The following is a 20,016-nucleotide window of genomic DNA, read 5'->3' as shown; positions in this document are numbered from 1 at the left end:
GCTGGGAGTTTTAAATAATGATAAATAACATAACGCTAGGAACTATGGCGGATCAACAGATTACAAAACCTGCAGTATCACCAGGACAGGCGCAGGAAAGTTTTGCAAATACATTAAAAGCAGCAATTAATAACGTAAATAATAGCCAGATTGCTTCAGATAACAAGACAGAAGCACTTGCCAATGGCCAAATTGATGATTTGCATGACGTAATGATAACTGCACAAAAAGCAAGCATTACATTAGAAACAAGCGTACAAATGCAACGTAAAGCTATAGATGCCTACAATGAAATAATGAGGATGCAGGTTTAAGGTCCATTCGCTTCAAAAGCAAGAGTATACTTGTGTACTTCTTAACAAACATTCTAATTTCAGAAATAATAATGGATTTCGAATCCTTAAAATTTACAAAATCTAGACAATGTAGTAAATGTTTGAATCAATTTTGGCATCATGGTGGGGGAATATATGAAAGAGAAGATAATGAACTGGAAAGAAAAAACAACTGGATTCTGGAAAAAACGCTCCAATACACAAAAGGGCGTCTTTCTTGGATCTGTATTACTAGTCATCCTACTGATTGGTGGGATCTTATTTTTGTCGCCCGGGTCCAGGTTGGTTCCATTATATAGCAACCTTTCCTTGCAGGAAGTAGGGCAAATAAAAACAGAACTTGATACAAGAGGCATACAATATGAATTACAAGACGGCGGAACAACTGTAAATGTTCCAGAAGAGCGAGTGGATTCACTACTTGTTGATCTTGCCGGACAGGGTTTACCAAATAGTGGGAACATCGATTATTCCTTTTTCAGTGAGAATGCATCTTGGGGAGTAACAGACAACGAGTTTAACGTAATGAAACTGGATGCGATGCAAACCGAATTGGCTAACTTAATGAAAGGGATTGATGGAATTGAAAATGCCGAGGTCATGATTAATATGCCTGAGGATCCCGTTTTTGTTAGCGACGCAGCACAAGAAGGCAGTGCATCCATAGTCTTGAATACGCAGCCTGGATATCAGTTTGAAGGAAACCAAATAGAGTCGCTTTACCACTTAGTGTCAAAAGCAGTACCGAATCTGCCGGCGGACAACATCGTTATTATGAACCAGTACTTTGAATACTTTGATAGAAACAATCAGACTGCTGGTGGCTCGCAGGATGCACATACATATCAGCAATCCGTTAAGAAGGACATAGAACGAGATATCCAAAAGAGATTACAACAGATGCTTAGTGCTATGGTAGGTGGCGAAAATGTAATCGTATCTGTAACGTCTGATATTGATTTTACACAAGAAAACAGAACGGAAAATCTTGTAGAACCTGCTGATGAGGAAAATATGGAAGGTCTGCCAGTTAGCGTTGAAACAATCCAAGAAACGTATAGTGGAAACCCTCCTGTTGGTGGGAATGCTGGAACTGGTGATGAAGACATAGCTAATTATGAAGGTGTTGAAGAAGGCGAAGACGGAGATTATGAGCTAGTTAAGGAAACAGTAAACAATGAATACAACCGTATTCAAAGAGAGATTGTAGAAAGTCCTTATAAAGTACGTGATCTTGGGATACAGGTAGCTGTTAACAATGTTAAAAATGACGATGGCGAAACCGTTGAATATTTAACTCAGCAGGAACAAACAACTGTTGAAGAAGGTATTTCTTCTATTTTAAGTTCCATTGTGACCACTACGGTTGATGCAGAATTTGAGCCAGCTAATGCTGCGCCAGGAGAAAATGTATCCATCACGTTCCAAGAATTTAGTGGAAAACAAACGAATAGCGCTGCGGCCACATCTGCTGGTATTCCGTCTTGGATGTATATAGCAGGAGGAGCATTACTACTAATTATTATTGTATTGGTTGTTATGTTGTTGCGTAATCGTGGAGAAGAAGAAATTATAGAAGAGAGCTATATCTCAGAAGAAATACCTGCCGAGATTCCAGAATTACCTGAAAATGAACAGACAGAGGCAGATGTCCGTAAAAAACAATTAGAAAAAATTGCAAAAGATAAGCCGGAAGATTTCGCGAAACTTTTACGAAGCTGGATCGGGGAAGATTAGGAGGGGATTAAATGGTAAGACAAAAAGGCGCCTTAACAGGCAGGCAAAAAGCAGCGATACTTTTGATCTCCTTAGGCCCGGATGTTTCTGCTCAGGTGTACAAACATTTGACAGAAGAGGAAATTGAAAAACTCAGCTTGGAAATTTCCTCAGTTAAAAAAGTAGATAATTCTTTAAAAGACGATGTTTTAGACCAATTTCACCAAATTGCAGTAGCTCAGGACTTTATCTCACAGGGGGGGATAGGGTATGCAAAAACAGTTCTGGAAAAAGCTTTTGGAAGCCAGGAAGCTTCTAATATAATTAATCGACTTACATCTTCCTTGCAGGTGAGACCATTTGACTTTGCGAGAAAGGCAGATCCACAGCAAGTCTTAAATTTCATTCAAAACGAACATCCGCAAACAATTGCACTTGTTCTCTCTTATTTAGATTCAGAGCAATCCGGGCAAATTTTATCAGCACTGCCACAAGAAATGCAGGCAGATATTGCAAGAAGAATTGCTACAATGGATTCTACATCACCCGAGATCATTACACAGGTTGAACAAGTTTTAGAAAAAAACATCTCTTCTTCTGTAACAGAGGACTACACACAAACGGGTGGAATCCAAGCTGTCGTAGAAGTTCTCAATGGAGTAGATCGGAGTACAGAACGTACGATTTTAGATGCTCTTGAAATACAAGATCCAGAGCTTGCTGATGAGATCAAAAAACGTATGTTTGTGTTCGAAGATATTGTAATTCTTGATAACAGAGCAATTCAACGGGTAATACGAGAAGTTGAAAATGACGATTTACGATTGTCACTTAAAGTAGCTAGTGATGAAGTGAAAGATATTGTGTTTAAAAATATGTCACAAAGGATGGCAGAGTCCTTTAAAGAAGAGATGGAATATATGGGGCCAGTACGTTTACGTGATGTAGAGGAAGCACAAACAAGAATTGTTGGCTCTATTAGAAGATTAGAAGATATAGGTGAGATTGTCATTGCAAGAGGTGGAGGAGATGATATCATTGTCTGATTCTAGCGTGACGGGTGGCAAGGTAATCAAAATCAAACCAGTCATAACACGAAATGATGTAGTAGCAGGAGAAGAGACAGAAGAACAAGTGCAGGCAGAACTTCGAGAGGCACAACAAACTTTTGAAGAAGTGAAGGAAAACACTGCCAAAATGCTACAGCAGACACATGATGAGATCGAACAAGCGAAGCTAAACTGGGAAGAAGAGAAGAAAAAATTAGTCGAACAAGCAAAAAACGATGGATACCAAGACGGGTTTAATTCAGGTAGAGATGAAGGTCTGTTGGTATACCAAACAAAGTTAGATGAGTTGAACCAGTTAACAGAACGGGCAATGAAAGAGTTTCAGCAAACAGTAGAAAAAAGTACAGATGAAATTATAAATATCGCGTTAAATACCGCTGAGAAAATAATTGATCAAAAGATCACAGAGGAGCCTACCTCTTTTCTACACATCGTAAATAAAGCAATTAAGGAATTAAAGGACCAATCTATCATATCGATTTACCTTAATCCTGCAAATTACGAGTTTGTAGTCCAGCAAAAGGAAGAACTGTTACAAATTTTGGATGATGACACAAAGCTCGCAATTTATATAAAGGACACTGTTGAAGAAAACGGTTGTCGTATCCAGCACCCGTTTGGTGAATTGGATATTGGAATTGATACACAGTTAAAGCAAATTAGAGAAGTATTACATGAAATTGTATTGGAGCAAAAGCAATGAATATCGCAGACTACCTATCAGCAGTAGAACAAGCAGACACATATAAACGTTATGGAAAAGTGCTTCGAGTGGTTGGATTGATGATTGAGTCACAAGGTCCTGCTGCCAATATAGGGGAAGTATGCTATATTCATTCATCTGAGAACCGTTCTCCGATCCTCTCAGAGGTTGTTGGTTTTAATAATGAAAAAATAATTCTTATGCCTTATTCAGAAGTAAATGAAATCGGACCTGGATGTCTTGTAGAATCGACTGGGAAGCCTCTAAGTATAAAAGTGGGAAGAGGTTTAATTGGTAATGTCGTTGACTCACTAGGAGAGAAACTGGACCATTCTTCACTTCCAAAAGGATTAACCCGGTACTTAACCGACCAGGCTCCGCCTAATCCAATGGAGAGGCCACCCATTTCCGAACCAATACAGGTAGGGGTGAAGGCTATAGACTCCCTTCTTACAGTAGGAAAAGGCCAACGTATTGGAATATTTGCAGGTAGTGGTGTTGGGAAAAGTACACTGTTAGGAATGATTGCTAGAAATAGTGACGCAGATATAAATGTCATCGCACTAATTGGTGAAAGAGGCAGAGAAGTTCGAGAATTCATAGAAAAAGATCTAGGGTCAGAAGGGCTTAAGAGATCGATTGTTGTGGTAGCCACATCAGATCAACCCGCCTTAATGCGCATAAAGGGTGCCTATACAGCAACAGCAATCAGTGAGTATTTCAGGGATCAGGGATATAGCGTGAACCTCATGATGGATTCTGTTACAAGGGTAGCGATGGCCCAACGAGAAATTGGACTAGCTACAGGAGAACCACCAACTACAAAAGGTTATACCCCTTCTGTATTTGCCACCCTTCCTAAATTACTCGAGCGAACAGGTACAAACAAAAACGGAACCATTACAGCCTTTTATACTGTATTGGTAGACGGTGATGACATGAATGAACCGATAGCAGACACGGTTAGAGGGATATTAGATGGTCACTTTGTTATGGATAGAAAACTGGCAGAGCGTGGCCAGTTTCCCGCAATTAATGTTCTCAAGTCGATTAGCCGTGTAATGAATGGAATTACTGCAGCTTCCCACAAACAAATAGCGCAGGAAATTCGCTCGCTAATGGCAAAATATGAAGAGAATAGCGAATTAATTCACATTGGTGCCTATAAACGGGGCACTGACCAAATGATCGACAGAGCAATTTCCTATCAACCTAAGATACAGTCCTTTTTAAAACAGGATGTTCATGAAGTATTATCACGTACCGAATCAATTGAACAAATGACAGCATTATTAAATGGAGGCATGAATTAATGGCGGAAATACTAGCTTTATCAAAGATTCGTAATGTCCGAGAACAAGAAAAAAATGATGCGCAAAAGGCCTACCATCAATCAACAGAATTTTTCGAGGATATCGCCACAAAAATGTTCCAGTTATTAAAGAAGAAGGAAAACGCTGAAAAAGATTATGAAGATGCAATTCAACAAGCTATAACGCTTGATAAAATAAGAGAGCAAAATGCATATATCGAGCGATTAAATAAGCAAATTATGGACATGCAAAATGCCGTTCAGAATGCGAGAAATGATATGGAATTGAAGCAGAGTTTACTTACTGAAGCACATGTAGAAATGAAGAAATTCGATAAGATTATTGAAATGAGACAGGAAGAGAAAAAAGCTATCCAGGAGAAAATGGAGAAATCCTCGATGGATGAAGTCTCAATACAGCAATATTTAAGTCATATAAACAGGTGATGACATGGAAAAAGACCTAAAAACAGAAAAAAAGAAAATGAATCCATTTCTCTGGTTTCTTTTTGCAATCGTAATTCCGCTATTGATTGCAGTCGTGATTGCGGTAATTGCCTTTAGTATGGCAGGAGTAAACGTAATGGACTGGGTAAAGGAAAAAGGAAGTAATATTCCAGTTGTGTCCTCGCTTATAGAATCGCCAGAAGGGGAGTCAGTAGAACAAACATCAGATCAAACTTCAGAGCAGCTGGCTGCCAAAAATGAGCAGATTGAGCAACTTAACCAGCAAGTACAGGATATGGAAACAACGATTGATCGATTAGAAGAAGAAGCGGTAATTCTAGAAAATCGTAATAAACAGAATGAAGCTACTGCTGAGGTGGAGGCTGATAGTGAATCAGAAAATAGTTCAATAACTACAATCGCAAGCTCTTTTAAAGACATGGACAGTGAACAGGCTGCTCTAATCATGCAGGATTTAGATAATCAAACAGCTGTCTCTATATTAGAAGAAGTTTCAAATAAAGTAAGAGGCGCCATTTTGGCAGAAATGGAACCAGCTAAAGCGGCAGATTTAACAAAAATATTCATAGATGCTGGAAACTAGATAATTTGAAAGGGGGTGAAACTTAATGAATGCAATCGGAATGTTTGTTCAGCAAATACAATCTGTAAAAGTACCTGCTGCCTCCGAGAAGACCTCTAGCAGAAGTGATTTATTTCAATCAATGCTAAATGGTGAGCATGGTAACGAAGCAACTGGTTTAAAAGAGATGATTCTATTAGCAGAACAGAATAGTAATAACAAGGCTACTGAACTAGCAACAGCGTCTGATCAGGATACGCTGACCAAATCTATACAACCTGCTTTATCGCTTATATTTCAGTCTGGTGAAGAGAAAAACAACGGAGAGAAAATTCGATTGACCGAGGAAGAACAGGAAAAGCTCATGGATCTGCTAACCATCCTAATGGAATCGGAGAATAACCAAGAAAAACTTGAAGTTGGAATGAAACTCGATGAGATGATGAATTTACCACCATTATTTAACGAATTTGTTCAGCTGTTAAGTGAAGTAGCTCCTGTTTTATCGCAAATAACTTCTAAAGAAGATGCTGAAAAGGCAGCACCAAAATTATTACAACTGTTGCAGCAATGGACTTCGCTTGAAAAGAAAACAGGCGCAGCGAACAGTGGGGACGCGGTGCTTAACCTTATGAAAAAAGACGGTACTAGTTTACAAGGGGTCTGGAAGGATCTAATTCAATCCTTTGAAAAGCGAAATCAGATGGCTACAAAACATCAATACAACACTGATTCAAAGGTCACCACTAGTGATATTGCCAAGTGGCTTTCAAGCGCATTGCAACAGCACGCACAACCTACTTTAAAAACAGAGGGCCTTAGCAATACTGCATCTGTCATAAGCGGACCAATGAGCCAGGTAGAACAGCTTGTTATCCATGTTAATTCTACCCAATCTACGAAGTCACCGGATAAACAATTACTGGAGCAGTTTCAGCAATTAATCCAATCAAGCAAGTTTGCTGCTAAATCCAATGGAACAACACAGCTGTCCATTTCATTACGACCAGAAAATCTTGGAGACATGATGGTGAAATTAACACAGATAAACGGAGAAATGACGGTAAAAATACTTGTTTCTTCTCAGGCAACAAAAGAGATGATGGAAGGGAATATTCATCAACTACGTAATATGTTCTCTCCACACCAAGTGGTGATTGAGAAACAGGATATGGCTGTTCAACAAAGCCAAAACCTCCAAGAGGAACAGGATAACCAGCATTCTGATCAACAACAAGATCGATCTGGAGATACTAGGCAGGATGAAGAAAGTCATGCGGAAGATGATTTTGCAACTCAGTTTCACGAATTATTAATGAATGAGAAAGTGTAGGTGGAAAAAATGCCCGTTAACCTAGACCCGTCATTGTATTTGAAAAATCAAAGCAGTGCAAGAACACCGAGCACAAATTTAGGAAAAGATGAATTTCTAAAGATTCTTATGGCACAGTTACAGAATCAGGACCCGAGCAACCCCATGGATGACAAGCAGTTTATTTCGCAAATGGCCCAATTTTCTTCGCTAGAGCAGACAATGAATATGGCAAACTCAATAGATAGTCTTGTAGAGAGTCAAATGATTTCTCCTGTCATTAAGTACAGTCATATGATTGGAAAGGAAGTAAGCTATCGGGCTGTAGATGAAGAAACAGGGGAAAAAGGGGAAGAGATTTCAAGTCAAGTGGTTTCAGTGAGTCAGCATGAGGGTTGGGCTGTTTTAGAACTGAAAAACGGGGACAAAATTTACGCAGATGCTGCTATTCAAGTAAGTGATCCAACCGAAGAGGTGGAAGAAGAAGCATAATGGCACAAAAAAGGATGTGAGCATATGGATCATCGAATTCATCAATTGCCGCACCAGCATGCCCTGAATGTAGCGACGCCTGTAAGGCAGGCAAGTAGTAAATCGGACGTTAATTTTAAAGATGTTCTTACAGAACAGACAGGTTTAAAAATTAGTAAGCATGCCTCGGAGCGGCTTCAAGAGAGAAACATTGAAATTGATACAAAACAATGGGAAAAAATAAACGATAAAGTAAAAGAAGCAAAAGCTAAAGGAATAACAGATTCGTTGGTCATTACAGAGCAAGCAGCACTACTTGTAAGTGCAAAAAATAATACGGTTGTAACTGCTATGAACAGGCAGGAAGCGACAAGTCGAATTTTCACAAACATTAATGGAACAATACTGATGGATAAATAGGCTGGACCCTTCTGGGAAGCCAAACCGCTGTTGAAGGATAGATACAGCGTAAAACGATATAACCAAAAAGGGGAAATGATAAATGTTACGTTCTATGTATGCTGGGATTTCAGGTATGAAAAACTTTCAAACAAAATTAGATGTAATTGGAAATAATATTGCCAATGTAAACACTTCAGGCTTTAAAAAAGGAAGGGTAACCTTTCAGGATATGATGAGCCAAACGACAGCCGGTGCACAAGCTGCAACTGACACACGAGGTGGAGTTAACCCGTCCCAGGTAGGGCTTGGTTCACAGCTTGGAACAATTGACAACATTCACACACAAGGCTTTAGACAGACTACCAACAGTCCACTGGATTTTGCTTTAGAAGGGGACGGAATGTTTGTTGTTCAGGATGGTAATCAAACGTTTTACACAAGAGCAGGAAACTTTTACCTAGATAGTGAAGGAGCTATTGTTAATCCACAAGGTTATTACCTACAAGGTATGGACGGTAATATAAGTATTCCGGATACTGCACAAAGCTTCAGTGTTCAAAGCAACGGAACAGTTTCCTATATTGATGAAGAGGGCGACCCTCAAGAAGCTGGTCAGATCGCGATTGCATCTTTCTCGAATGCCGCTGGTTTAGAAAAGTCCGGAAGTAACTTATTCCTTAATAGTGAAAATGCTGGGTACAATGGTATAGTTGCTCCTGAAACAGAAGGAACTGCATCCATCGTAAGTGGTTCACTGGAAATGTCGAACGTTGATCTCTCAGAAGAATTTACAGAGATGATTACTGCACAACGTGGATTCCAGGCAAATACACGTATTATTACAACATCGGATGAAATACTTCAGGAACTAGTAAATCTAAAACGATAAGGAGGTAGGGAGTGCCGTATCTTGGCACTCCCGCCCATTTTATGATTGAGTTAAGACGTTTAAATAATGAAACATTTACGCTTAATGCGTTAATGATCGAACAGATTCAATCATTTCCTGACACTACGATAACATTGTTAAACGGTAAAAAGGTTGTTGTAAAAGACAGGGAACAGACGGTAATTGAACTAGCAACAGAATTTTATAAGAAAATCGGCTTGCAACAATCATTAAATAAAGCAGGTGATGGTAAAAATGAGTAAGTTAGTTAAGGTGATGCTTTCCTCCATAGCAATACTGATTGTTGGAGCAGCTGTAGCTTTCCTAGTTATCCTTAATTTCAATGATGAAAAAGAAGGTGAAGCGAAAACGATCGATGATATTGTGGAGTATTCCTATGAGTCACCTGAAGTAACAACAGATCTGGATGACGGCAGCTTTGTACGGATTCAATTCCAGATTATAACGGATAGTAAAGATGCCAAGGAAGAAATTGCTAAACGAGATTTCCAGCTTAAAAATATCCTTATTAAAGAGTTAGCCGTGTTGAGTGAAGAGGATTTTAAAGCAGGTTTATCTGAATTAGAAGAAACCGTCCAAACAAAGTTAAATGAAGTTATGACAGATGGAAAAATTACCGATGTTTATACAATCAATAAGATTTTGCAGTAAACATAGATGTAATACTCCAACATGGAGGTGAGTTAATTGGTAGATGAAGTTCTTTCGCAAAATGAGATAGATGCCCTCTTGTCTGCTATCACGTCAGGTGAAATGGACGCAGAAGAGCTTAAAAAAGAAGATAAAGAAAAAAAAGTCCGTGTTTATGACTTTAAACGAGCACTACGTTTCTCAAAAGATCAGATCCGCAGCATTTCCAGAATCCACGAAAACTATGCTCGGATGCTTACAACTTTTTTCTCTGCTCAATTGCGGACATATGTGAATATCAATGTGGCATCAGTAGATCAAATCCCATACGAAGAATTTATAAGATCAGTTCCAAAAATGACAGTACTTAATACATATAGTGTTGCTCCGCTTGAGGGAAGGATCGTTATGGAAATTAACCCAAATATTGCCTATGCGTTGCTGGACAGAATACTCGGGGGCAAAGGGTATAGTGCCAATAAAGTGGACAACTTGACGGAGATTGAAACGATACTAATGTCACAAATATTTGAAAAAGCAATTGTAAACTTGCAAGAAGCGTGGGCTTCTATTGTAGAAATTGATCCTGTAATGGAAGAATTCGAAGTGAATCCACAGTTTTTACAGATGGTTTCACCAAATGAAACGGTAGTTGTAGTCTCTTTAAACACAGCTATTGGTGATACGAGTGGGTTAATTAACATCTGTATTCCACATATCGTGCTTGAGCCCATTATTTCAAAGTTATCTGTCCACTATTGGATGCAGACGTCGACTAAAGAAAGAGACGATGAAGCATACAATAAATTGTCTACGAACTTGGAAACAGCAAAAGTAGAAGCAAAGACTTTGTTGGGGACTACAGACATAAACATTGAGCAATTTCTTAATCTTAAACCAAATGATGTAATTGGGCTAGATCAAACAATAGATCAACCACTTATACTGGAAGTTAATGATAAGCCAAAATTTTATGTACAGCCTGGCAAGCTAAAAAATAAATTGTCAGTGCAAGTAATGGAAGAAATAAAAGGGGTGAACATAGATGATGAATGATGGAATGCTGTCACAGGATGAAATTGATGCATTATTGAAGATTGGCGAAGATGATGCAGACGATGCTGAAGTCACTTCACCTGTACATCAGTCTTTAACTACAATTGAAGAAGATACATTAGGAGAGATTGGCAACATATCCTTCGGGAGTTCTGCTACGACACTATCAACTTTGTTAAATCAAAAAGTAGATATTACAACACCAACCGTATCTGTAATTCAGAAGGCAGATCTAGAAAAAGAGTTTAACTTTGAACCAGTCAGCGTTGAAGTAAGCTATATTGATGGCTTTACTGGGAAAAATGTATTTGTACTAAAATCACCAGATGCAGCGATTATTTCTGATATTATGTTAGGGGGAGATGGAACTTCTCCTGCTGAGGAATTAAATGAAATTCATTTGAGCGCTGTCCAGGAAGCAATGAACCAAATGATGGGAGCTGCTGCAACAAGCATGTCAACAGTCTTCAACAAGAAAGTTGATATTTCACCACCCAATATACTATTAGCGGACCCCGAGGATGACACCAAAGCTAGATTTACAGAAGATGCCTATGTAAAGGTCTTTTTTGAGCTCAAAGTTGGCGATCTAATAGATTCTAATATTATGCAACTTATGCCGATGAGCTTTGCAAAGGGATTGGTGGATGAATTGCTCAATGGAAAAGCTGAGGAAGAAGCCGCTGTGACGGTAGAAGAGCTAGAAAGAAGCTTTGAAACCGAGACGAAAGAGCCTGTGAAACATCAATATGAGACAAATCATCAAGAGGATCCAAGCATGTTAGGAAATACCGCAAATCAACATAGTGCCGTCCAACCTGCAGCGTTTTCTAACTTTGAGCCTGTAGAATTAAACAAATCAGAACATCGTAACTTGGATATGTTGATGGACATTCCTTTAAAAGTAACGGTTGAGTTAGGAAGAACGAAACGAACGATCCGGGATATTCTGGATTTATCTGCTGGATCTATTATAGAGCTAGATAAATTAGCTGGAGAGCCTGTAGATATTCTAGTAAACGAAAAACTTATTGCTAGAGGAGAAGTAGTGGTAATTGATGAAAACTTTGGTGTACGGGTTACAGATATCCTAAGCCAGTCAGATAGGTTACGCAGACTTAAATAACATTTTGCTGAAGGGGGATTTTTAAATGGGACAACGCATCTTGATTGTAGATGACGCAGCTTTTATGAGAATGATGATTAAAGATATTTTAGTTAAAAATGGTTTTGACGTAGTGGGGGAAGCACAAGATGGTGTACAAGCTGTTGAAAAATATAACGAATTAGAACCTGATTTAGTCACAATGGATATCACGATGCCTGAAAAAGATGGCATAACCGCGTTAAAGGAAATTAAAGCAAAGCATCCAAGTGCAAAAATAATTATGTGCTCTGCAATGGGACAGCAAGCGATGGTAATTGATGCCATCCAAGCAGGAGCGAAAGATTTTATCGTTAAGCCATTTCAATCAGACCGGGTTATTGAAGCAATACAAAAGGCTTTGAATTAGGAACGAGTGAGTATGTTAATTAAAAAAATAAGTCTAGTTATCTGTTTCATCGCGATTTTCTCCTTTTCTTTTCTATCTAACGAAGTCTCTGCTAGTTCTTCTAATGTGACGGACTGGCTAAATGAAGAAGAGAAGGGAGAAAATAGCCCAACTGAACAAGAAGGAAACAATCAAGAAGAGCAGGTAGAACAGGGGCAAGTGGAAGAAAATGGGTCCATGCTGTTTGATCTTATAAAAATGTTCTTTGCTTTAGTATTAGTATTGGCACTTATCTATGTGCTTTTAAAGTTTTTGAATAAGAGAAACAAGTTATTTACAAAGGTAAGAGCTCTTGAAAGCCTTGGTGGTGTATCAGTAGGACAAAATAAATCTGTGCAAATTGTACGTTTAGGGGATCGTTTTTACCTGCTTGGTGTGGGCGATAATGTTGAACTTTTACAGGAAATCACAGATGCAAATGTGAAGGCAGATTTGATAAGGCAGGATGAAGCACAGCAAGGCACAGGTGGAATTCTTGCAGATCTATTTCAATCAAAAGGAAAGTCTACAACATCAACTATGAAATCAGATGGATCAGATTTTAAAGATCTTTTCTCGGGTGAATTGAAAAAGCTAAAGAACAATCGCAACAAATTGATTCAACAGCAAAAGCAAAAGGAAGATAGACATGAATGAATTCGTAGACATGTTTTCTAGTTCGGATCCTTCGAATGTAGCGACATCTGTAAAACTATTACTTCTATTAACAGTCTTGTCTCTTGCGCCAGGTATATTAATATTGATGACGAGTTTCACTAGAATCATTATAGTCTTGTCATTTGTAAGAACATCACTTGCAACGCAACAAATGCCACCAAATCAGGTGCTTATTGGTATTGCCTTATTTCTAACCTTTTTTATTATGGCACCTATTTTTGGTGAGGTGTATGATGAAGCACTTCAACCATTATTTGATGAAGAAATAACCCTTGATGAGGCCTATGATAGAGCGAGTGCTCCGATGAAAGACTTTATGGCAGAGCATACACGCCAGAAAGACCTTGCTTTATTTATGAATTATGCACAGCTAGAAAAGCCAGAAACAGTTCAGGAGATACCGCTGACAACCCTTGTTCCAGCATTTGCGATCAGTGAATTGAAGACTGCCTTTCAAATGGGATTCATGATTTTTGTTCCTTTTTTGATTATTGATATGGCTGTTGCAAGTGTCCTTATGTCAATGGGGATGATGATGCTGCCACCTGTAATGATCTCCCTGCCATTCAAAATTCTACTATTCGTATTAGTTGATGGTTGGTATATGATTACACATTCTCTGTTGGATAGTTTCTAAGTTGGATATTTTAAGAAAAGTAGGTGATTTTGGTGAGCAGTGAATTTGTATTAGGCCTCGCAGAAAAGGGAGTGTATACCATTCTCTTAATCACAGGCCCATTGTTGATACTAGCGCTTGCTGTTGGCTTGCTGGTAAGTATTTTTCAAGCGACAACCCAAATACAGGAACAGACCTTGGCTTTTGTTCCGAAAATTGTAGCTGTATTGGTTGGGCTCATTTTTTTTGGACCATGGATGCTTACAGAAATGGTTAAATTTACTTCCGACATATTTCAAAATTTAAATCAGTTTGTAGGGTAACCCATGCTTGAATTAATTAATGTTAATAGCTTGCCAGTTTTTATTCTTGTCTTTGTTCGAGTGCTAGCCTTTTTTGTCACGTTGCCACTGTTTGCTTACGGAACTATACCAACACCATTTAAAATAGGCCTTAGTTTCTTTTTAGCTTTTATTATGTTTTATACAATTGGCACCACAGATATTACTTTCGATGAATTGTACTTGTTTCTTTTAATAAAAGAAGTATTGGTTGGACTATTGATTGGTCTAATTGCATACATCATTCTTTCAGCAGTTCAAATCGCTGGTGGGTTTATAGATTTTCAGATGGGATTTGCAATAGCTAATGTTATTGATCCGCAAACTGGCGCACAAAGTCCATTAACGGGTCAATATTTTTATATCTTTTCCTTACTCTTTTTATTGGCTGTAGACGGGCATCATTTATTAATAGACGGAATTTACAATAGTTATTCGTTCATTCCTGTAGATACATTTATACCATTTGGCAACCAATCTATTGCTGATTTTGTTATCGATACGTTTAATACGATGTTTCTGATCGCTTTCCAAATTGCCATACCAATTGTTGGCTGCCTGTTCTTAGTTGACGTCGCACTTGGTATTATAGCGAGAACAGTCCCGCAACTAAATGTATTTGTAGTAGGACTTCCACTAAAGATACTTGTAAGTTTCCTAACTTTATTCGTTTTTCTAAGTCTCTATATTGTACTTGTTAAAAAATTATTTACATATCTGTTCCAAACAATGCAGGGACTGATGCAATTATTCGGGGGTGCGTAACTTGCTAAGGCTTGATTTACAATTTTTTGCAGGTGAAAAGACCGAAAAAGCAACTCCGAAAAAGCGTCAAGATGAGCGAAAGAAAGGGAAGGTTGCGAAGAGCCAGGATATTAATACAGCAATATTGCTGCTTTTTACCTTTATTATTCTCATTGTTTTTGGTGGCTCGATAAAGAATAGTATGATGGATTTCTTTACACATTCTTTTACGGAATACATTCAATGGGATGTTACGGAAAACACAGTTCATCAAGTCTTTACCGGTGCAGCGATTGAAGCTGCCAAAATGCTGGCGCCTATTATGGTAATCTCGATAATAGCTGGGTTGGCGGCTAATTTTTTGCAAATTGGATTCTTGTTTACAACAGAGCCTTTAAAATTTGATCTGAAGAAAATAGATCCAATTCAAGGTGCTAAAAGAATATTCTCCATCCGAGCACTTGTTGAATTGCTGAAATCATTATTAAAAATTGTCTTTATCGGCACCATCACATTTCTTGTGATCTGGATAAATAAAGATGAAATGATGATGCTATCGTTTAAAACGGTGGATGGTGCGCTAGCCTTCTTTGGTCAGGTAACGGTTATCATGGCTATATCAGCGACCATTGCTCTTCTTTTTCTTGCTGTTTTCGATTATGCTTACCAGCGTTACGATTTTGAAAAGAATATGAAGATGTCTAAACAAGATGTAAAGGATGAATACAAAAATATTGAAGGGGACCCATTAATAAAGTCCAAAATAAAAGAAAGACAACGTCAAATGGCAACGCGCAGAATGATGAGTGAGGTCCCTAACGCAGATGTTGTCATCACGAACCCGACTCACTTTGCCATAGCGATTAAGTATGATGAGACCAAAGCAGACGCACCGTACATTGTCGCAAAGGGTTCAGACGATATTGCAATGAAGATAAAAGAAGTTGCTAAGAAAAATGGGGTAACCACAGTAGAGAATAAACCACTGGCCCGTGCCCTATATAAAGCAGCAGAGATCGGGGATATCATCCCAGAAGAGTTCTTCAAAGCAGTGGCTGAAGTGTTGGCGTATGTATATAAACTAGAGAAAAAAGCTTAAGCAATGAGGAGAGACAATAATGAAAGCTCGTGATTTATCCGTCCTTTTAGGTGTTATATTAATAATCGTAATGCTTGTCATTCCACTACCGGGATGGCTATTAAGTATTTTTATTTTATGTAATATAACCCTTGCACTAATCGTTATACTTGTATCAATGAACACACAGGAAGCATTGCAGTTTTCCATATTTCCATCTCTCTTGCTGCTTTTAACACTTTTCCGCTTAGGGTTAAATGTTTCTACTACCAGGTCAATTCTTTCTGAAGCTGAGGCAGGCGGGGTCGTAGAAACATTTGGTACATTTGTTATCGGTGATAATCCTCTTGTAGGTTTCGTTGTATTTATTATACTTGTAATCATTCAGTTTCTTGTAATCACTAAAGGCTCAGAACGTGTATCAGAAGTGGCAGCAAGGTTTACGCTTGATGCAATGCCAGGAAAGCAAATGAGTATTGATGCCGACCTGAATGCTGGACTGATTTCTGAGCAGCAAGCAAAAGCAAGGCGGGAAAAGGTAGAAAATGAGGCAGATTTTCACGGTTCTATGGATGGAGCTAGTAAATTTGTAAAAGGTGATGCTATTGCTGGTATAATCATCGTTCTCATTAACATTATTTTTGGCCTCATTATTGGCATGGTACAAATGGACATGCCGTTTCAAGAAGCAATTAATACATATATGAGATTGACTGTAGGGGATGGGCTTGTTAGTCAGATACCCGCCTTATTAATTGCAACAGCAACTGGGATAGTTGTAACACGTGTGGCAGGTACAGGGAACCTTGGAAGTGATGTTACAGGTCAGCTACTACAATATCCAAAGCTATTATTTATTGCAGCAGGGACGATCTTCTTGCTTGGTTTAACACCAATTAACTTCTTCCTTACTACAGTCATAGCCGGAGTGCTTGCATTAAGTGGATACTTGTTATTGAAACAGGCTGAAGAGCCGGAGGTTGATGAAGTGGAAGAAGAGGTGCAGACAGAAAGCAGTGCTATGAAGACTTCAGAGAATGTGGTTAGTTTACTTAATATGGATCCGATTGAATTTGAATTTGGTTATGCTTTAATACCCTTAGCAGATACGAATCAAGGTGGAGACTTGTTGGACAGAATTATTATGATCCGCCGACAATTGGCAATCGAATTAGGAATTGTTATACCAGTTGTTCGCATTCGTGATAACATCCAACTAAACCCTAACGAATATCAGATGAAAATTAAGGGAAACCAAGTGGCAGAAGGGGAGTTGTTGCTCGATCATTATCTTGCCATGTCTCCTGATATAGCAGATGATGACATCGATGGTATCGATACTAAAGAACCAGCGTTTGGTCTTCCTGCTAAATGGATAAACGAAGACGTGAAAGATGAAGCAGAATTGTCCGGTTATACTGTTGTGGATCCACCATCTGTTGTATCCACCCATATTACGGAAGTGATAAAGAAACATGCACATGTTTTACTAGGCCGTCAGGAAACAAAACAATTAATCGATCACCTAAAAGAAAGCTATCCAATATTAGTAGAGGAAGTTACCCCAGAGCCTTTATCTGTTGGAGACATTCAGAAAGTAATGGCAAAACTTTTAAAAGAAAATATTTCCATACGAAATTTGCCAGTAATCTTTGAAACCTTAGCAGACTTCTCAAAATTAACAAATGATACGGAACTACTAGGGGAATATGTAAGACAAGCTTTATCCCCACAGATTACTAAGCAATATGCAGAAGATGATTCTTCGTTGAAGGTATTGACTGTCTCAGGGAAAGTCGAGAAACTTATAGCGGAAAACATTCAGCAGACAGAGCATGGGAATTATTTAGCGTTGGACCCTGATTCCCAACAAGAAATTGTAAAATCCCTGCACAATGAAGCTGAAAAGTTATCGTTACAGGAAGAGACTGCAATTGTACTTTGCTCTCCAGCTGTCAGAATGTATTTGAAACAGCTGGTTGAACGTTTCCTTCCACAGGTTGTAGTGCTATCTTATAATGAATTGGAGCCAACAGTACAAGTACAAAGCGTAGGGGTGGTGAATATTCAATGAAGGTAAAAAAATATACAGCGGCAACCATGCCAGAAGCAATGAAGCAGGTAAGGAAAGAATTAGGTACAGGAGCTGTTATCTTAAATTCCAAAGAGGTAAAACACAAAGGCTTTTTAGGACTTTTTAAAAAAAGCAGAATCGAAGTGGTCGCAGCACATGATCCAGATCCAATTCGACCAAGCAATAACCAGATGATTCAAGACAAAGTAGCCAATACAACAAAAACTGAAAACAAGCAAGATGGTCCTAAAAAAGACTCTGATAACCTTGTCTTGGAGGAAATAAAGCAACTAAAAAAAATGCTTCATTACTCAACAGATGAAACCAGTCATTATCCAATGAACTATCGACTTGTTTATGAAGGCTTAATTGCACAAGAAGTAGAGCCAATTCTTGCCAAACAGCTTGTAGATAAAGTAATGGATAAGGCAAGCGATCTAGAACCAGAAAATGTAAATTATCGTGATATAGTTAACACCTTAGCGACGGTTTTAAAGACAGAGCTTTCTGGATTTCCATATAAAGGCATAGAGGATACAAAGAAAATTGCACAGTTTGTAGGTCCGACAGGGGTTGGGAAGACAACAACCATCGCTAAAATCGCAGCTAAATGTATGTTAGAGGACCAGAAGAAAGTTGCGCTTATAACCTCGGATACGTATCGTATTGCAGCTGTAGAGCAATTGAGAACATATGCCAAGATATTAGATGTGCCAATGGAAGTTGCGTATACAGCAGATGACTTTAGGCAAGCATTTGAAAAATATGCTAATTACGATGTCATTCTTGTTGATACAGCCGGCAGAAATTTCCGAGATGAACAGTATATAAGACAGCTAAAGGAAACCACTCGTCCTGAGTGGGAGATGGATACGTATCTCGTACTAGCTCTAACGGCAAAAGCAGAAGATATTACTACCATTTATGACCAGTTTTCTCAGATTGGTATCAAAGAAGTAGTATTCACAAAGACTGATGAAACCAGACAATATGGTAGCTTTCTCAATATTTCACTTGGCAAACAGACTGGAATTGCGTACGCAACCAATGGACAGGACGTTCCTGAAGATCTATTAAAATTGTCTCCTTCGCTGATTAGTGATTATATTGTGGACGGTTTGCGAGATGTTTGAGGATCAAGCATCAAGTCTTCGCAAAAAGCTGAAACAAGATAAATCTTCGCATGATTTAAAACAAGCAAAAACTGTTTCTATTATTAGTGGTAAGGGCGGTGTAGGCAAGTCTAATGTAGCACTCAATTTATCATTAGAGTTAGTTAGTCAGAAAAATCGTGTCCTTTTATTCGATTTGGATATCGGCATGGGGAATATAGACATTTTAATGGGAGTGCCGGCAAGAAAGTCAATTGTTAACCTCTTGCAAAATTATGAAAGAATTGAAGATATCATTGAAGCGGGACCTAAGGGGTTAGGATACATTGCAGGTGGATCAGGGCTGAATGAATTGTTTTCACTTAATAAAGAAAGCAGAGATTATTTTTTTGAACAGTATCATAAGCTAGTTTCTTCCTATGATTATATTATTTTCGATATGGGCGCGGGCGCCACTAAGGATACCATGTCATTTATTTTGGCCTCTGATGAATGTATTGTTGTAACTACTCCAGAGCCAACATCCATTACAGATGCGTATGGCATGATTAAACATATCGTATCCAACAACCCGGACATGCCAATGAAAGTTATTATGAACAGAGCTTCAAGTACAAAAGAAGGTGAACGGGCTTTACAGCGGTTCCGTGAAGTGGTGAGGCGTTTTCTTGAGGTTAATCTGAATGCACTGGGCATATTACCTGATGATAAGCATGTATCCCAAGCCGTTATTCGGCAGATTCCTTATACTATATATAATGAAAATGCTCCTGTTAGTAAGGCTATGAAACAACTAGCCTATCATTATACGGATAATTTACCGCACGATTTTCAACAATCTGGCCGTAAGACTTTCCTACAAAAACTAAAACAACTGATGACAGAGAGGTAACG

General features: G+C 38.5%; 24 protein-coding genes. All 24 read left to right on the top strand.

The window, feature by feature from the left end; translation table 11 throughout:
* Nucleotides 1-17 precede the first annotated feature (17 nt).
* The 24 genes from fliE to ACTWPF_RS10825 all read left to right on the top strand — a co-directional run bounded on the left by fliE (nt 18) and on the right by ACTWPF_RS10825 (nt 20,014).
* Nucleotides 18-314 (top strand): flagellar hook-basal body complex protein FliE, encoded by a 297-nt coding sequence (gene fliE / locus ACTWPF_RS10940; protein ID WP_106896648.1) that lies wholly within the window; start codon nt 18-20, stop codon nt 312-314.
* A gap of 156 nt (nt 315-470) precedes the next feature.
* Nucleotides 471-2,072 carry a flagellar basal-body MS-ring/collar protein FliF gene (gene fliF, locus ACTWPF_RS10935; RefSeq protein ID WP_238019270.1) on the top strand — a complete coding sequence of 534 codons (1,602 nt, stop codon included), beginning with the start codon at nt 471-473 and terminating at the stop codon, nt 2,070-2,072.
* 11 nt (nt 2,073-2,083) lie between these two features.
* Nucleotides 2,084-3,097, top strand: a complete 1,014-nt coding sequence (fliG, locus tag ACTWPF_RS10930; RefSeq protein ID WP_036573075.1) for a flagellar motor switch protein FliG — start codon at nt 2,084-2,086, stop codon at nt 3,095-3,097.
* On the top strand, nt 3,090-3,824 hold the full coding sequence (fliH, locus tag ACTWPF_RS10925) for a flagellar assembly protein FliH (protein WP_443149155.1): 735 nt from the start codon (nt 3,090-3,092) through the stop codon (nt 3,822-3,824). The genes fliG and fliH overlap by 8 nt, the downstream gene beginning before the upstream one ends.
* A complete protein-coding gene (gene fliI, locus ACTWPF_RS10920; RefSeq protein WP_238019266.1) occupies nt 3,821-5,137 on the top strand; it encodes a flagellar protein export ATPase FliI in 1,317 nt (438 codons plus the stop codon). Before fliH ends, fliI begins: the two co-directional genes overlap by 4 nt.
* The gene (gene fliJ / locus ACTWPF_RS10915) at nt 5,137-5,583 is read left to right on the top strand and encodes a flagellar export protein FliJ (protein ID WP_106896652.1); all 447 of its coding nucleotides are present in this window, start codon (nt 5,137-5,139) and stop codon (nt 5,581-5,583) included. The genes fliI and fliJ overlap by 1 nt, the downstream gene beginning before the upstream one ends.
* A gap of 4 nt (nt 5,584-5,587) precedes the next feature.
* Nucleotides 5,588-6,187, top strand: coding sequence for a MotE family protein (locus tag ACTWPF_RS10910; protein WP_443149154.1), 600 nt, complete (start codon nt 5,588-5,590; stop codon nt 6,185-6,187).
* A gap of 25 nt (nt 6,188-6,212) precedes the next feature.
* The gene (locus tag ACTWPF_RS10905) at nt 6,213-7,499 is read left to right on the top strand and encodes a flagellar hook-length control protein FliK (protein WP_443149153.1); all 1,287 of its coding nucleotides are present in this window, start codon (nt 6,213-6,215) and stop codon (nt 7,497-7,499) included.
* A 9-nt stretch (nt 7,500-7,508) separates the two neighbouring features.
* Nucleotides 7,509-7,970: a flagellar hook assembly protein FlgD gene (gene flgD, locus ACTWPF_RS10900; protein WP_106896655.1), complete on the top strand. Its 462-nt coding sequence runs from the start codon at nt 7,509-7,511 to the stop codon at nt 7,968-7,970.
* 24 nt (nt 7,971-7,994) lie between these two features.
* Entirely contained in the window at nt 7,995-8,369 is a 375-nt protein-coding gene (locus tag ACTWPF_RS10895; RefSeq protein ID WP_443149152.1) for a TIGR02530 family flagellar biosynthesis protein, read from the top strand.
* An 82-nt stretch (nt 8,370-8,451) separates the two neighbouring features.
* On the top strand, nt 8,452-9,240 hold the full coding sequence (flgG, locus tag ACTWPF_RS10890) for a flagellar basal body rod protein FlgG (protein WP_106896657.1): 789 nt from the start codon (nt 8,452-8,454) through the stop codon (nt 9,238-9,240).
* A gap of 41 nt (nt 9,241-9,281) precedes the next feature.
* Complete coding sequence (locus ACTWPF_RS10885) at nt 9,282-9,503, top strand: flagellar FlbD family protein (RefSeq protein ID WP_106898513.1); 222 nt, start codon at nt 9,282-9,284, stop codon at nt 9,501-9,503.
* A complete protein-coding gene (fliL, locus tag ACTWPF_RS10880; protein ID WP_106896658.1) occupies nt 9,496-9,912 on the top strand; it encodes a flagellar basal body-associated protein FliL in 417 nt (138 codons plus the stop codon). Before ACTWPF_RS10885 ends, fliL begins: the two co-directional genes overlap by 8 nt.
* Before the next feature lie 36 nt (nt 9,913-9,948).
* A complete protein-coding gene (gene fliM / locus ACTWPF_RS10875; RefSeq protein WP_106896659.1) occupies nt 9,949-10,947 on the top strand; it encodes a flagellar motor switch protein FliM in 999 nt (332 codons plus the stop codon).
* Nucleotides 10,937-12,073 carry a flagellar motor switch phosphatase FliY gene (gene fliY / locus ACTWPF_RS10870; RefSeq protein ID WP_238019263.1) on the top strand — a complete coding sequence of 379 codons (1,137 nt, stop codon included), beginning with the start codon at nt 10,937-10,939 and terminating at the stop codon, nt 12,071-12,073. Before fliM ends, fliY begins: the two co-directional genes overlap by 11 nt.
* Nucleotides 12,074-12,098: 25 nt before the next feature.
* Complete coding sequence (locus ACTWPF_RS10865) at nt 12,099-12,461, top strand: response regulator (protein ID WP_238019262.1); 363 nt, start codon at nt 12,099-12,101, stop codon at nt 12,459-12,461.
* A gap of 12 nt (nt 12,462-12,473) precedes the next feature.
* Entirely contained in the window at nt 12,474-13,136 is a 663-nt protein-coding gene (locus ACTWPF_RS10860) for a flagellar biosynthetic protein FliO (protein WP_443149151.1), read from the top strand.
* Nucleotides 13,129-13,794, top strand: coding sequence for a flagellar type III secretion system pore protein FliP (gene fliP, locus ACTWPF_RS10855; RefSeq protein WP_036573056.1), 666 nt, complete (start codon nt 13,129-13,131; stop codon nt 13,792-13,794). Before ACTWPF_RS10860 ends, fliP begins: the two co-directional genes overlap by 8 nt.
* 32 nt (nt 13,795-13,826) lie before the next feature.
* On the top strand, nt 13,827-14,096 hold the full coding sequence (fliQ, locus tag ACTWPF_RS10850; protein ID WP_036573055.1) for a flagellar biosynthesis protein FliQ: 270 nt from the start codon (nt 13,827-13,829) through the stop codon (nt 14,094-14,096).
* A 3-nt stretch (nt 14,097-14,099) separates the two neighbouring features.
* Nucleotides 14,100-14,879, top strand: coding sequence for a flagellar biosynthetic protein FliR (gene fliR, locus ACTWPF_RS10845; RefSeq protein ID WP_106896662.1), 780 nt, complete (start codon nt 14,100-14,102; stop codon nt 14,877-14,879).
* A gap of 1 nt (nt 14,880) precedes the next feature.
* Nucleotides 14,881-15,957, top strand: coding sequence for a flagellar biosynthesis protein FlhB (gene flhB, locus ACTWPF_RS10840; RefSeq protein WP_249226103.1), 1,077 nt, complete (start codon nt 14,881-14,883; stop codon nt 15,955-15,957).
* Between the two features lie 19 nt (nt 15,958-15,976).
* Nucleotides 15,977-18,010 (top strand): flagellar biosynthesis protein FlhA, encoded by a 2,034-nt coding sequence (flhA, locus tag ACTWPF_RS10835; protein ID WP_106896664.1) that lies wholly within the window; start codon nt 15,977-15,979, stop codon nt 18,008-18,010.
* Nucleotides 18,007-19,143 carry a flagellar biosynthesis protein FlhF gene (gene flhF, locus ACTWPF_RS10830; protein ID WP_443149150.1) on the top strand — a complete coding sequence of 379 codons (1,137 nt, stop codon included), beginning with the start codon at nt 18,007-18,009 and terminating at the stop codon, nt 19,141-19,143. Before flhA ends, flhF begins: the two co-directional genes overlap by 4 nt.
* Nucleotides 19,136-20,014: a MinD/ParA family protein gene (locus tag ACTWPF_RS10825; protein WP_443149149.1), complete on the top strand. Its 879-nt coding sequence runs from the start codon at nt 19,136-19,138 to the stop codon at nt 20,012-20,014. The genes flhF and ACTWPF_RS10825 overlap by 8 nt, the downstream gene beginning before the upstream one ends.
* The last annotated feature ends 2 nt before the right edge of the window (nt 20,015-20,016 follow it).

The sequence above is a fragment of the Oceanobacillus sp. M65 genome (genome assembly GCF_052246275.1).
In the GTDB taxonomy this organism is placed as follows: Bacteria; Bacillota; Bacilli; order Bacillales; family Amphibacillaceae; genus Oceanobacillus_B; species Oceanobacillus_B jordanicus.
This window is presented reverse-complemented; position numbering and strand designations above follow the sequence as displayed.

Bases quoted from the DNA above. Each gene is read 5' to 3' on its own strand.
- ACTWPF_RS10860 (WP_443149151.1), top strand. From the start codon at position 12,474: ATGTTAATTAAAAAAATAAGTCTAGTTATCTGTTTCATCGCGATTTTC.
- fliR (WP_106896662.1), top strand. From the start codon at position 14,100: ATGCTTGAATTAATTAATGTTAATAGCTTGCCAGTTTTTATTCTTGTC.
- flhF (WP_443149150.1), top strand. From the start codon at position 18,007: ATGAAGGTAAAAAAATATACAGCGGCAACCATGCCAGAAGCAATGAAG.
- ACTWPF_RS10910 (WP_443149154.1), top strand. From the start codon at position 5,588: ATGGAAAAAGACCTAAAAACAGAAAAAAAGAAAATGAATCCATTTCTC.
- fliF (WP_238019270.1), top strand. From the start codon at position 471: ATGAAAGAGAAGATAATGAACTGGAAAGAAAAAACAACTGGATTCTGG.
- fliE (WP_106896648.1), top strand. From the start codon at position 18: ATGATAAATAACATAACGCTAGGAACTATGGCGGATCAACAGATTACA.
- fliP (WP_036573056.1), top strand. From the start codon at position 13,129: ATGAATGAATTCGTAGACATGTTTTCTAGTTCGGATCCTTCGAATGTA.
- flgD (WP_106896655.1), top strand. From the start codon at position 7,509: ATGCCCGTTAACCTAGACCCGTCATTGTATTTGAAAAATCAAAGCAGT.
- ACTWPF_RS10895 (WP_443149152.1), top strand. From the start codon at position 7,995: ATGGATCATCGAATTCATCAATTGCCGCACCAGCATGCCCTGAATGTA.
- fliG (WP_036573075.1), top strand. From the start codon at position 2,084: ATGGTAAGACAAAAAGGCGCCTTAACAGGCAGGCAAAAAGCAGCGATA.
- flhA (WP_106896664.1), top strand. From the start codon at position 15,977: ATGAAAGCTCGTGATTTATCCGTCCTTTTAGGTGTTATATTAATAATC.
- ACTWPF_RS10885 (WP_106898513.1), top strand. From the start codon at position 9,282: ATGATTGAGTTAAGACGTTTAAATAATGAAACATTTACGCTTAATGCG.
- ACTWPF_RS10865 (WP_238019262.1), top strand. From the start codon at position 12,099: ATGGGACAACGCATCTTGATTGTAGATGACGCAGCTTTTATGAGAATG.
- fliL (WP_106896658.1), top strand. From the start codon at position 9,496: ATGAGTAAGTTAGTTAAGGTGATGCTTTCCTCCATAGCAATACTGATT.
- flgG (WP_106896657.1), top strand. From the start codon at position 8,452: ATGTTACGTTCTATGTATGCTGGGATTTCAGGTATGAAAAACTTTCAA.
- fliJ (WP_106896652.1), top strand. From the start codon at position 5,137: ATGGCGGAAATACTAGCTTTATCAAAGATTCGTAATGTCCGAGAACAA.
- fliY (WP_238019263.1), top strand. From the start codon at position 10,937: ATGATGAATGATGGAATGCTGTCACAGGATGAAATTGATGCATTATTG.
- ACTWPF_RS10825 (WP_443149149.1), top strand. From the start codon at position 19,136: ATGTTTGAGGATCAAGCATCAAGTCTTCGCAAAAAGCTGAAACAAGAT.
- ACTWPF_RS10905 (WP_443149153.1), top strand. From the start codon at position 6,213: ATGAATGCAATCGGAATGTTTGTTCAGCAAATACAATCTGTAAAAGTA.
- fliI (WP_238019266.1), top strand. From the start codon at position 3,821: ATGAATATCGCAGACTACCTATCAGCAGTAGAACAAGCAGACACATAT.